This is a genomic window from Bradyrhizobium sp. UFLA05-108, assembly GCF_059803455.1.
This window is the reverse complement of sequence record NZ_JBANAZ010000016.1, coordinates 122,029-134,272: the sequence shown is the minus strand read 5'-3', so window position 1 is coordinate 134,272 and position 12,244 is coordinate 122,029. Positions and strand designations below refer to the sequence as shown.

The following is a 12,244-nucleotide window of genomic DNA, read 5'->3' as shown; positions in this document are numbered from 1 at the left end:
GTGCTGTACTGCTCTCATCCAAAGACGTACCGTGCGGATGATTTTATGACACAGTAAGACTAAAGCGCGATGAGATTGGCATGAATCGTCATCGCGCTTTGGGCTATTGCTTGAGCATGATCTCCGCGCAAACGCGTTCCGCGTTTGTCGCGAGGGAGAACCGCTGCGCACTTTTCCGGATCATGCTCTAGCGTCCGCCGACGAGCGCACCGAGCCGGCCTAAGAATTCGGCGACCTGGGCGCATAGCGTCGTGTTGGCCATGCCGTGGGTGACGGCGAGACGAAGCAGATCGGCCATCTCGGCGGCATCGCTCCGGCGGCTCGCCTGCATCAGCGCGACGTCGAGCAGGAAGGGAGCGAGCGCGGCCTGCTCGTTCGCCTCGAGGCGCTCGAACACCTCTTCCCAATGCGCGCCTGTCTTCGGAATGCGCGCGTGGAGGTCTGCCGCGAGCGTGTCCGGATAGCACGGGCCAGCGATCGCGAACGGCGAGGCCACGCCCACCTTGAGCGCAATCGCGCAGAGCATGCCCATGACGTAAGCCGTGTGATAGGACGTCGCGAGCGCGCATTTCGTCTTGTCGTGACCGCTCAGGCGCAAAAGCTGGCTCGCCGCCGATCGTCCCGCCGGCAGGAAGCCGACCTTGTCCTCGAGCGAAGCCACGACACGGAAGCCGAACGCGGCGGCAGGGCTCCAGGCGGAGGCGAGCAACGGCCAGGCCATCAGCACTTCGGCCGCAAGATCATAGTCCTCGATTACCAGCGCGCGGGCGAGCACGGTCGCCGATTCATCAAGGAATTCTTCGCGCGGCCGCGGCAGCCTTGGCCGCCAATTGCCGAAATCGGTGAAATACATCACCGCGTGGGTGTGCGCGTAGGCATCCTCGCGCGTGCCGTTGAGCAGATCGATCGGATTGCCGAGCGCGGTCTTGCGCGCGATTTGCGCGAAGTCGGGCCCGGGCGGATCGTCGAGCCAAAGCGACAACAGCCAGCCGATCTCGAGCTCGCGATAGGGCACCACCTCATGGCCGGGGCGCGCGGACGCCGACCAGCTTTGCGCGAGCAGCGCGTCGAAGGCGTCGTCGGGATGACCGAACGTGCTCAGGATGATATGCGGGGTCGCGAGCTGAAGGCAGACCGACGGATAGCGCGCGACGTCCCAGTGCATCTGCTGCGACCGGGCGTAGGGCAAGAGTTCGCCAAGCAACGCGTCGATCGCGTGGTGAATGCCGGGATGCGAGGCGTGCCGGCCGGCGACGTGGAGCAGCATGGCCGTTTCCGCGAGCGGCTTCTCTGCGGCGAAATTGCCCTCCGGCAGATCCGAGCCGTCAAAGCCTTCCTCGCCGAGGAATTGGACGGTGCGCGCGGCAATTCGGATCGCCAGCCGCAAACGTCGCCGGAGGTCCTGGCGAAATTCCAGATCCTGCGTAAGGTCGACGTCGCGTTTGTGATCCAGCACGACCTTGCCTTCCTGTGGGTGCTGCATGTCCGTCTCACATACGGTTTCCCTTCTCCCCTTGTGGAAGAGGGCGGCATCGGCGGCCAACGGATGGACGAAACACATCGCCTTCGCGCCGACCACCGCCTGCCTCAGCGGCCCGTGACCTCATTACGGACAACGGACGGATCGATCTCTTCGGTCACCTCCACCTGTGGCGGAATGCAGTAGCGGATGACGCGGTGACCAATGACGAAACCGAATTCGCCGTCACGGCCGCTGGCGAGGCTTGCGCCGTTTTCGGCGACGAACTTTCCGAACGCGGCGAAGTCGAACGCGCGCGATGCCAGGAATTTGCGGACGATCTCTTCCTTGTCTGCAGCGTGGCTCAATGTTGCCTCCATGAGCTGGTGTGGATCGATGCCGCGGCAAAGCCTGCCGCCGTCGACGCTGCAAAAGATGGCCCGATCTGCCGGCCCGGTGGTGTGAGCTACCTTACATTTCAAAAACAGTTGAGAACAACCAGAACACGGTTTCATTTCGTGCGCGCAGGAACGGTTAACGTAAACAAAAACTTTCAGTTCAGGACCTGCACAACCGCCGGTATACGTGCGATGTCGCCAACGGAAATCCAAATACGTCGGAGCGCGCGTGCAGAGCCAGGTCGGGACCATCGGCAGCCGGAGCGGAGCGAGCGCAGCGCTGCCCTTCGAACGTTCGCACACTCTTGACGTCCTGCGCGGCCTGGCCATCGCCGGCGTGATGGCGATCCACGTCTCGCAGTCTTTTCCCTCCGGCATACGGATCGTCGATTTCGCGTTCGGCTCCGGCTGGGTCGGGGTCAACGTGTTCTATTTCGTCAGCGCGATGACGATGTGCCTGATGTGGACGCAGCGCGCCGGCGAAAGCGATCCGACGCGCAAATTCTACATCCGGCGCTTCCTGCGCATCGCGCCGCTGTTCTGGCTCGCCATTCCGCTCTATCTCGCCGTCGATGGCACCGGCCCGAGCTACGATGCACCCAACGGGATCGGGCCCGTGCAGGTTGCCCTGACCGCCACCTTCCTGCACGGCTTCTGGCCGGACAGCATCAACAGCGTCGTGCCGGGCGACTGGTCGATCGCCGCGGAGATGACGTTCTATCTCCTCTTTCCGCATCTCATCGCAGCCTTCGGGTCACGCCGCCAGCTCTATCTCGTGCTCGCGATCATCCTGCATCTGGTCAATGTCTGCGCCTTCAAGCCGTTGGCCTATGCGTTCTTCACGGCCTATTACGGGCCTGGCCACGAGGCGTTCGTCTGGAACGCGCTGCACCTGGGTTTCCTCAACCAGCTTCCGGTGTTCCTAACCGGTTGCGCGCTGTTCTTCGGCCTGCGAGACGGATTTGCAAAATCCGACGCCGGGTTGTTTGCGGTTCTCATCGCATCGTCCTTCGTGGCCAACCGGGCGAGCGGATCGCACGAGTTCAACTATCTCATGATCAACCTCGTGCTCGGCGTCCTCGTCTTCGGCTGCATTCGCTTTGCGATTCGCTGGGCCCCGATCGAGGCGCTGGGGCGCAACTCCTACTCAATCTACCTGTCACATTTCGCCGTCATCTACGGCCTGCGCCATCTCTGGCCGCTGGCGGACGGACTTGCCTCGCTGTTGCTGGCTTATGCGTGTACCGCGCTGATCGCCTATGTCTTGTCGCTTGCGACGTGGCGACTCATCGAACGGCGCGCGCAGAAGCTGGCGCACCGCCTCACCGCCTCATCCGCCGAACATTCACCGGGAATCGGCGTCATCGCGGCGCGAAGCGCGGCCTAGAGCCGTTCGCTGATCGCGAGCTTGTAGCCGACGCCGGTGACAGTTGCGATCACGGGCGTTCCGCTGCCGATCAGCTTGCGGCGCAGCCGCGCCACCAGCGCATCGACCGTGCGCACATCGACCTCGGTCTGCCGGTTGCTGACGACCTCGATGAGGTAGTCGCGGCTCAGCGGCCGGCCGTCGGCGCCGACGAGGGCGGCAAGCAGATCGAACTCGGCGCGGGTGAGTGCAACCGGCTTGCTGTCGCCGTCCATCAGTTCCCGGCGCATCAGATCGATGATCCAATCCCCAAAAGCAATTGAGTTATGGTTGCGCGCCGCCTTGCGATCGATCGAGCGCCGCCGCAGTACGCTGCGCGCCCGCGCAAGCAGGTCGCGCAGGTTGATCGGCTTGGTCACGTAATGATCGCCGGCGATCTCGAGCCCGAGGATGCGATCGACGTCGGTGTCGCGGCGCGTGACGAAGATGATGCCAGCATTGCTGAGCGCCTGGATCTCCTTGGCAAGCTCAAAACCGTCGCCGTCGGGCAGCTGGACGTCGAGGAAGACGAGATCAGTGCGGACGCGTAGTGCCTGACGGCATTCCGCGCAGGAGCCGGCGCCGACCACGTTGAAATTGTTCTCGCTGAAATAGCCAACCAGCATGGCACGCGTCACCGGATCGTCCTCGACGACGACGATGCGGTCTGTGCGACGCAAGTCCTCGGATACGGAGCCGGCCATGGCGTCAGCCCTTCCCTGAACGTTCGACGTCATCGAAACGGTGCACGCAGGAGCCAGCCGCGCAGATGCGCGCGCAACGCAATGCGTCGCGATGCGAACCTTCATTCACAATGCATTCGAAAGCCCCAGCGAACATAACGCGATAGTACGCGCCTCGGCGTGCGCAAACAATATCGGCGATGAGAGAACACCGCCGCGCGAATCCCTGGCGCAAAGCGCAGCGCCGTCCGCTCGGGCCGGTCCGGCCTCGCTTGTCTACGTGATCCCAACCCGGATCCGGAACGACAGCGTCTCTTGCGCGCCGGGCGCGATATGCATCAGACCCGGCTTCTCATCGAACGCACCATCGAAGTCCGCGGGACTCGCAGTGCCGCGCCATGGCTCGATGCAGAGAAACGGCGCGCCCGTTGGCTTGGACCAAACGCCAAGTTCGCGGAAACCGCTCCAGGACATCTCCACCCAAGGCCCCCGAGATGCCGCCTGCCCGGCCGCATAGCGGACCGAGGTGCTGTTGGGGTGGTCGAAGATCACCGCGTCTGCGGCGAACAGGGATTCGGACAGGCCGAGCACCTTGTCGCGGACCGGGCTCGGCTCCGTCGCTTCACGCAGCAGCCCACCTTCGAGCCGGCGGACGGGATGCGGCTCGTCCTGCGCGAAGGCGAGCACATAACGCTCCTTCGGCATATCAGGTTCGAGAGGCCAGTTGAACGCGGGATGGCCACCGAGCGAGGCCGGCAAGATGTCCTCGCCGGTATTGGCGATCGTGAAAGCGAGGTCGAGACCGGCGTCGTCGAGCGTGCAGGTCGCGGTCAGCCGGAAGGCAAAGGGATAGAGCGCGCGTGTCGCCGCGTCGTCGGTGAGCTCGAGCACACACCGCGATGACGATCGCTCGAGCCAGGTGAAACGCCGGTCGCGCGCGAAGCCATGCTGGGTCAGGCGATAGGTCTTGCCGCCATAGCGGAGCTCATCGTTCCTGAGCCGGCCGACGATCGGAAACAGCAGCGGCGCATGGCGCGGCCATTCAGCACCCGCCTGCCAGATGAACTCGATGCCGGTCTCGTGCTTGAGCGAGCACAGCTCGGCGCCTTGCGCCTTGATCGCCGCTGTCAGCGCGCCGCTTCGAATCACGTGAATGTCTTCGTTCATAGCCCTTTATCCCCGAGAAGCTCTGGTCTGAGACTAGCGCGAACTTGCGTGGCGACGCCATGGCTGGGCGCAACCGCGCACACGGACTGTCTGTGCAAAACTCATCGATGCAACCTGGACAGCCCGGACCTGGTGCGCCGCTGGCATGCGGGGTGTCAGAGCAAGGTCCTTCAGGACGATGCAACGGGCCTGGACTCGGCATGATCGCGACTGGATACCTGGGCGCCAGCAAGCCCGTTGGACTTTGAACTGCGCAACAAGAACAAGGCCCTCCAATCCCGCTGACGGCCAAATTCAATATAGCGATAGCTCAGAGCACTTAGGGCGATCATTATCGCCAGATATGGCAACGACAATCGAAGCGTGTCTTTCAACGAGGAAGTATCGGGCGGGATCATTTCAACCATGATGGACGAATGCCACGCATAGATGCTGTAGCACATGCATCCGACGACTTGAATCGCCCGCCCCTCGAACACGCGATTTACGGACCACGCTCCAGACAGGACCGCAAGCAATACCATGGAAAACCCGGCGCAGAACATCGTCGCGTAGTGAATGCTCAAGGCCCAGGGGCCGTTATCCTTGATATATATGGCGGCAATCATCAGCAGGACCCCGGGCAGAAGCACGCGAGAGTAGGCTCGCCCGAGCGAAACGCTGTCCCTGGACTTGACGTAAAGATCGCAAACCAACATTCCGAAAACGAACTGGTAGCACGACCCGAAGATGCCGCCCACAAACGGACGAAATACGCCAACCCGATCGACCGCGATGAGATGGCCGACGACCACGAAGGCTGAGCACACGACCACGCTCAACAGCAGCAGCCTTCCGAGGCTCCACCGCGCGATCAGAAGGACCAGCACAGGAAACAAGAGGCTAAACCAGATTTCAACAGCAACGGACCACAACACGGGATTGGAGGGAGGCATAAACCCGTGAGGCACAAAAATGAAAAGGGTCGATAGAAGTCCGCCGAGCTCCAGATACCAGGCGTGCGATCCAGCAGGTGACTTCGAATGGAGTGCAACCGTCACGAGGACGACGATGTAGTAAAGCGGAAACAACCGGGCCGCGCGGTGCCAATAGAAATCCGAGAAGTCTGCCAGACGAGAGATGGCTCTCTTTTTTGTGCGATATGGAAGGTACAGAACGAATCCAGAGAGCACAAAAAACATATTTACGCCCAAGAATCCGTGCTTCGCGATAATGGCAAAAAGGCCATTCGGATCAAGCTCACCGGGGAACGACGGCGTGCTGGATGTAAACGGAACAAACAGGTGAAAGACGACCACCATCATGATGGCGAGTCCGCGAAGGCCGTTGACGGCTCCGATCTTCTGGGCGCCGCTTTCTACCATGGTGGAACCTGGAGACTGTAACAACAAGATCGGAATCTCGGCATTTCGCGATTTGCTACTTAACGATGCCGGACAGATTGAATGGTCTGTCGATCGACAGCGCTGACACATCAAGCCGCATCAGGCCACGATTGATCGCAGCCCAACACAGACACGGCAAACGACGTGCCTTCAAATAGTCAATTACAGGAAATAGACGACAGCAGGCTGGCTTTGGGGCAGAATCGTGAGAGCGCGCGTATAGTCGATGGTAGGGCTCATTATCATATTTGTTCTGCTCGCGATTGGCTTCGCTGCCGGCTACGGCACGCGCGAGCTGATCTCCCGCAAACGACACACAGAACACCTGAAATTCCAGCCCTACATTTCGCCTACCCTCAGACCCAGGCAATCCCCGGACGAAAGCGCGAGGGCGCGACATGCTGCGCCCGAACCGCCAATGCCAAAAAGGCAGCGGTCGAACCACGATATCACGCGCTCCTTTCAGGAAATATCCATTCACGAGCCAAAGCCAGCTAAGCCTGCGAGGCCTTCGGCCGCAAACTTGCATCTGGTCCAGACTCATCGGCCAGAGCCTGATGCTGGATCTTTGCAGGCCGCAAACATCGAACAGAGCCTCCAGGAACTGGTCGCACTCCTCCAGCACCACCGCAGGCATGAGGGCTAGGCCGCTCGACCTTCGTCGGTCCGACCAAAAGCCTCTTGCCGTCTCTGCGTTCGCCCTTTGCCAATCTAGACTCGGGCTCGCCGGGCTCGTGCGGGGGAAGCATCGTGGTGCCGGACGACAGTTCAAGCGATGCAGACAACCGAGGAAGCAATGCTTTCTGCGATGCAGTACCGGTTTGCACCGATCGCCGCATCCAACATCACTTGCGTATGGAACTTTTTTTGTTCCCCCTAACTCAGCCAGATTGCGGCTGAACGCGGTGGGTGACATGCCATGCGGCAGCCGACGCGCATCGGGACAATAATGGAACCGAGCACGAATAGACCGCATAGCGCTTTCGGACCGAGAAAGACTTCAATGCCGTCTGCATATTCAGCTTGGTAAGCGGCTGAAGACGTTCGACGAAAAGTGGGCCGCCGTCCATTTTCGAGGGAGCTGGAACCTACCAATTGACTAAAGCGCGATGAGATTAGGAGGAATCGTCGTGGCGCTTAGGTTATTGGTTGAGCATGATCTTTTCGGAAATCCGCTACACACTTTTCCGGATCAGGTGCTCTAGCAGGCGCAACCGGAAAGTGGTATCTTTCCAGCAGTTCTGTGGTTGGAATGCGACGACATCCGTGTCCAGGGCATCGCTGGCGTAAACGCAGGAGGGACGAATTTTGGTCTTGCTGATAGTAGCAAGCGGCGTGGCGGGTCTTCTTTTGGGACGCTTTTTTCGCGCGTTCACCCTTATTCCCGCAACCATGCTCATCCTGGTTCCAGCCTGGTTTTTGGGCGCGCAGCAGGGCTTGGCAACCGGCGTGACAGCATTCGTCATCAGTGCGGTGGTGATGCAAGTCATCTATTTCGCGAGCCTGCTGACGCGTCTGCTCGTCGCGAACCTCTCGGTCCTCGATCATGTGCAGTCGGAGGCATCCCCGCCATTGCCTGGATCACGAGTCGCATTCTAACCCAATCACCGTCTGCGATGTATGCAGTTGCAGCATCGTACCTTGTCGCGATGTGCTGTTGGATGAAATTCAATCTGCTTCATCGCGCGCGTGCAGACCCAGTCATAGTTCCCATTTCCGCTGACCGTTTCGTTGACGCTGGCTGCACGCCATGCGCCAAGTCGTCACTGATATCCTGCATTGTGCAGACCAACCGCGCATTTGTGTCTCGCCATGGACCTATGAACAAGATCGTCCTCGGCACCTATCTTCGCCGTCTTTATCGTGTCCTGTCTCATGATTACTTCAATGTGTGTTTGATTGGCTGGAGGACCCAAAATGGAATTGCTGGCGAGAGCAGCAGTACGCCGCGGCAGCGCACGGGACACACTGCAAGGGTCCATCGGAACAGACCAGACTGCTGTCGCTCTCTCGATGCCAACACGATTGCGGTCGAAGCAACGTCCCGATCCCGTTGTTCACCGGCTTGATACCCGGCCGCTCGATATCGGCGCTGATGAGATTTTGGCGGTCGGCAAATTCCGCAACGAGATGCTGCGGCTACCCGATTTCCTGCGCCACCATCGCGGGCTCGGGATCGGACGTTTCCTCGCAATCGATGATCGTTCGGATGACGGCACGCGAGAATTCCTGCTCGATCAGCCGGATGTTCACGTGTTCGAGATCCGCGAGCCATTTGCAGAATCAAGTGGTGGCGCGCGTTGGACCAGCGCTGTGCTCGACCAATTTGCGCCAGGACGCTGGGGGCTGACGCTCGACGCCGACGAGCTCTTTGTCTATCCGGGCTACGAAAATTTTGATCTTCGACGGTTGTGCCGCTACCTGGAGAGCACCGGCGCGGATTGCATGACGGCGGAGATGGTCGATATGTATCCACGCTGGCTCGGCGGCCCGGAGCGCTACCGCGCCGGTGAAAGCCTGGTCGCATTCTGCCCCTACTTCGATTCAGATACCTATGTGGAGCGCCGTCGGCGCGGCTTTCCGACGCACTACCTGGTTGGTGGTGCGCGAGCGAGGCTGTTCTATGACGAGCCGATGCCGCCGAAGATCGCGTTTTACGACGCGCTCGTACAATTGCTTGAGCCATACGGGCTGGCGCGGCTGCTGCCTGCAGTCAACATCACGCGCTGGCAGCCGCCGCTACTCACCAAGGTGCCGCTCGCGCGTTGGTCGCCCGGCCGTCGCTATATCGCCGCCGGTCACCTGATGGCACCGCCCGGCAAGCCAGGCGACGTCACAGGAGCCCTGCTCCATTTCAAATTCCTCCACGACTTCACAGACAAGGTCGCCATCGCCGTCCGCGAGGGGAATTACTACCTCGGATCAATCGAGTATCAACGCTACGCGGAGCGGCTCGCTCAGGATCGGTCATTCGAGCTCACCTATCCGAAAAGCCGGATCTACCAATCACCGGACGATCTTGTCAGCTGCGGTCTGATGCGCCTCTCCCCGGCCTACCAGGCCGCAACGCGACACCCCTAAAGCGCGATTGGGACGCCTCGTCATCGCGTTTTCGGTTATTGTTTTGAGCATGATCTCCGCGCAAACGCGTTCCGCGTTTGTCGCGAGGGAAAACCGCTTCACAGTTTTCCGGATCATGCTCTAACCCTAACCCGCCGCTTCCGGTGGATGGGATGTCACCTGGCTGCATCGTTGTGCTTGATGTTTTCTTCGGAAGGACCGACCGGCACCCGCCGTTCCGAAGCATGGACTGATCTGATCTCGCCGATCGGCTTGCGACCAAGAAGCCGAAGGAGAAGTTTCCTTCCGCGCACGAGCGCCGGATACAGTGCCTTTGCGAGCCGCGGTCGGGAGAATAAGAGCCGATTGAGCCGGTTGAAGTAAGTCGCCTCGCCGGCAAGCGTCGCCAGCAAATGCATTGCCTCGGCGCCATAGTAATACTGCCCGCGCCAGCGGACCACCATGCCCTCATTGAGATCGAGGTTGCGCGCGCGGATATCGCCTACGATCGGATGTTCCGAACGCGCGTCGATGAGGTGAACGTGCTGACCCCGCTCCCGCAACTGGTACAGCAGCACATAACGGCTGCATAATGGGCATTCGCCGTCATAGACGACCCAGACCTGATCATCGCTATCTTGGGTCAATTCGATAGTCCGTTCGCTTGCGAACGTCACGCACAAGCTTCCCTTCCGCCAGGCCGAGGCATACCGAATCCACCACGTAATGATAGGCGACAATGTCGTCCATGGTCAGCTTGTTGAATTCGCCGTACAGCCATGGATTGGAGAGCATGTGGTGCGGATAGACATAGAAGCTGTTGTTGTCCTTGACCCAGGGATAGACACGGAAAAAACGATCCGTCCCGCGGACCAATTTTTCCACCGCCTCCATGGCAACGCCTGTGTCCTGACGTGAAATGATCTCCGGGCCGCAGGTGGTCGCGTCGTGCCAGCTTGCGAGATCGTGGTTGTTGCCGCCAACGCGAGCCCGGAAGTGGTTCTCGGGGATGTACATGCTTCCAGTCCCAATCATGTACGAGTAGATGCCGAAATAGGTGGATGGTGCGAGAATCTGGCGACCATCCCGGGTCTCGACGAAGAACCGCGGGCTTGCCAGCTTCGGCCCGTCCAGCCATCCGAGGTAGTTGGTGTAGAAGAAGAATCGGCCGCAGATGACGGTCACGACCATCACCACCTTCATTGCCGGGGTGAACCCATCGCGCGGCAGCGTGCGTGCCGCGGCGACGATGAACAGGTTGACCGCAATCCAGAAGAAGAACAGCGCACCGAGCGTGAAGTAGACGCCGACGTGAAAGACATCGAACAGCAGACAGAAGAACGACAATACGCGCGTCGAGATCGCAGCCAGTGGCGACAGGAGCTGCGCGCCCAGCACAAAGACGTTGAAGAGAAGCTGGTAGCTGACGAGCGCGTCCCAGATCGACTGCAACGCGCCCGGCCACAGACCGAGCGGAGCGTCGCCACGTTCGAGTCCCATCAGGATCGAGGTCTGCGTGGGATTTGCAAGCAGCCATGTCCACGGCTTCTCGCCACCGGCTTGCAGCTTCGTGATTCCCGACCAGAAATAGCTGCCGAGATGGGCGCCGACGGCGCACGCCCAGATCAAGCCATAGGTGCGATCGCGAAGCTGCTTCACATTATCCGCGGAAGCGAACAGAGTTCGCAGCCATGGCACGCGATCCATCACCCAGGTGCTGGTGAGGACGATCGTGCCGAGCACACCAAGGACGGCGAAGTTGCCGACGTCGAGCATCCCGAGATAATCGGTCTCGGTCACGAAGATGCCGGACACGACGCTCACCATCTCGCGCCATGCATGGTAATAGTAGAGCAGCGGCAGCAGAAATGAAGGACGCCAAATCGCAGCCCCCCCTGCCACAACCGCCAGTACCGCGCCGTAGCGGAAGAACAGAATCTTCTCGCCGGAGCCGAACAGGATATTGGGGGGACCAGCGAAGGGCCCCAGTGAATCGAACAGCAATTGCACGAAGATTGCCATTCCGATCGCGAAGGCGGTGATCCGCAATGGCGGCGAGATATCCCGGTAACGAACTGAACTGAAGGCGATCGCACCGGCGAAAGCCGCGCAAACCAGCACCAGGGCGTAAATATCGGACCAGCGCGCGAGATGCGTGACGGCGCGCCGCGACACCGCAGCGAGAATGACGGCTATTGCAAGGAGGAACAGAGGTCCCGCGAGTGAGGAAACGCGAGATCGGGTCCCTTGCTGTGATGCGACGGAATAGAGCGCCATCCTTTGTCTCGGAACCCGGAACTGCGCGGTTGCAATCGATCGAACCTTATCGGATCACTTCGATTGCGCAAGCCTCGCACGAGCAGTCTTGGTCTTCCGCATGCAGTCTTGGTCTTCCGCATGGAGTGCTCACAATCCTCGCGCGGGAACCTGACCATTGCGAATTGAAATGTGACGAACTGCGGGCATTAATGTGACCACCTCTCTTCTTTGCCAGCGTAAACCTGAGAGCAATTGTCCATGATCAGTTTGGACATCCATAAAAGATGCAAGCGACAAACGTTTTCAGAGCCTGCTCGCTCCGCACGGCTCGATCCCGTCTTCCGTTCGTACCAGAGCCAAGCTAAAAACCTGCAACGGTTTGATCCGTCGTCATGGAGAGCCGACAGCTCTTGCTGCCGCCAGATGCA

At 60.3% G+C, this 12,244-nt stretch carries 10 protein-coding genes; 3 read left to right on the top strand and 7 right to left on the bottom strand.

Going from position 1 to position 12,244, the window contains the following annotated elements; translation table 11 throughout:
- Positions 1 to 187 precede the first annotated feature (187 nt).
- Both SO140_RS14715 and SO140_RS14710 read right to left on the bottom strand, forming a co-directional pair.
- Positions 188 to 1,483, bottom strand: a complete 1,296-nt coding sequence (locus SO140_RS14715; protein WP_498542764.1) for a DUF6895 family protein — start codon at positions 1,481 to 1,483, stop codon at positions 188 to 190.
- Positions 1,484 to 1,587: 104 nt separating this feature from the next.
- Positions 1,588 to 1,974, bottom strand: a complete 387-nt coding sequence (locus tag SO140_RS14710) for a hypothetical protein (protein WP_498540555.1) — start codon at positions 1,972 to 1,974, stop codon at positions 1,588 to 1,590.
- A 112-nt stretch (positions 1,975 to 2,086) separates the two neighbouring features.
- Here SO140_RS14710 and SO140_RS14705 point away from each other — a divergent pair, with 112 nt between their 5' ends.
- Positions 2,087 to 3,244 carry an acyltransferase family protein gene (locus SO140_RS14705; protein ID WP_498542763.1) on the top strand — a complete coding sequence of 386 codons (1,158 nt, stop codon included), beginning with the start codon at positions 2,087 to 2,089 and terminating at the stop codon, positions 3,242 to 3,244.
- Here SO140_RS14705 and SO140_RS14700 read toward each other — a convergent pair.
- From SO140_RS14700 to SO140_RS14690, 3 genes are all read right to left on the bottom strand, one after another.
- On the bottom strand, positions 3,241 to 3,966 hold the full coding sequence (locus SO140_RS14700; RefSeq protein WP_449380548.1) for a response regulator: 726 nt from the start codon (positions 3,964 to 3,966) through the stop codon (positions 3,241 to 3,243). The two genes, SO140_RS14705 and SO140_RS14700, sit on opposite strands and share 4 nt — an antisense overlap.
- A gap of 255 nt (positions 3,967 to 4,221) precedes the next feature.
- The gene (locus SO140_RS14695; RefSeq protein WP_498542762.1) at positions 4,222 to 5,112 is read right to left on the bottom strand and encodes an aldose 1-epimerase family protein; all 891 of its coding nucleotides are present in this window, start codon (positions 5,110 to 5,112) and stop codon (positions 4,222 to 4,224) included.
- 170 nt (positions 5,113 to 5,282) lie between these two features.
- Entirely contained in the window at positions 5,283 to 6,476 is a 1,194-nt protein-coding gene (locus tag SO140_RS14690; RefSeq protein ID WP_498542761.1) for an acyltransferase family protein, read from the bottom strand.
- 1,329 nt (positions 6,477 to 7,805) lie between these two features.
- On the opposite strand from SO140_RS14690, the gene SO140_RS14685 reads away from it, so the two are divergent.
- Both SO140_RS14685 and SO140_RS14680 read left to right on the top strand, forming a co-directional pair.
- Positions 7,806 to 8,096: a hypothetical protein gene (locus SO140_RS14685; protein WP_449380551.1), complete on the top strand. Its 291-nt coding sequence runs from the start codon at positions 7,806 to 7,808 to the stop codon at positions 8,094 to 8,096.
- Between the two features lie 654 nt (positions 8,097 to 8,750).
- The gene (locus SO140_RS14680; RefSeq protein WP_498542760.1) at positions 8,751 to 9,578 is read left to right on the top strand and encodes a glycosyltransferase family protein; all 828 of its coding nucleotides are present in this window, start codon (positions 8,751 to 8,753) and stop codon (positions 9,576 to 9,578) included.
- Between the two features lie 155 nt (positions 9,579 to 9,733).
- Here SO140_RS14680 and SO140_RS14675 read toward each other — a convergent pair whose 3' ends face one another.
- Together SO140_RS14675 and SO140_RS14670 are read right to left on the bottom strand one after the other, a co-directional pair.
- Positions 9,734 to 10,234, bottom strand: a complete 501-nt coding sequence (locus tag SO140_RS14675) for a DCC1-like thiol-disulfide oxidoreductase family protein (protein ID WP_449380553.1) — start codon at positions 10,232 to 10,234, stop codon at positions 9,734 to 9,736.
- Entirely contained in the window at positions 10,191 to 11,834 is a 1,644-nt protein-coding gene (locus tag SO140_RS14670) for a hypothetical protein (RefSeq protein ID WP_449380554.1), read from the bottom strand. The genes SO140_RS14675 and SO140_RS14670 overlap by 44 nt, the downstream gene beginning before the upstream one ends.
- Between the last annotated feature and the right edge of the window lie 410 nt (positions 11,835 to 12,244).

Bases quoted from the DNA above. Each gene is read 5' to 3' on its own strand.
- SO140_RS14690 (WP_498542761.1), bottom strand. From the start codon at position 6,476: ATGGTAGAAAGCGGCGCCCAGAAGATCGGAGCCGTCAACGGCCTTCGC.
- SO140_RS14700 (WP_449380548.1), bottom strand. From the start codon at position 3,966: ATGGCCGGCTCCGTATCCGAGGACTTGCGTCGCACAGACCGCATCGTC.
- SO140_RS14710 (WP_498540555.1), bottom strand. From the start codon at position 1,974: ATGAAACCGTGTTCTGGTTGTTCTCAACTGTTTTTGAAATGTAAGGTA.
- SO140_RS14715 (WP_498542764.1), bottom strand. From the start codon at position 1,483: ATGCAGCACCCACAGGAAGGCAAGGTCGTGCTGGATCACAAACGCGAC.
- SO140_RS14695 (WP_498542762.1), bottom strand. From the start codon at position 5,112: ATGAACGAAGACATTCACGTGATTCGAAGCGGCGCGCTGACAGCGGCG.
- SO140_RS14670 (WP_449380554.1), bottom strand. From the start codon at position 11,834: ATGGCGCTCTATTCCGTCGCATCACAGCAAGGGACCCGATCTCGCGTT.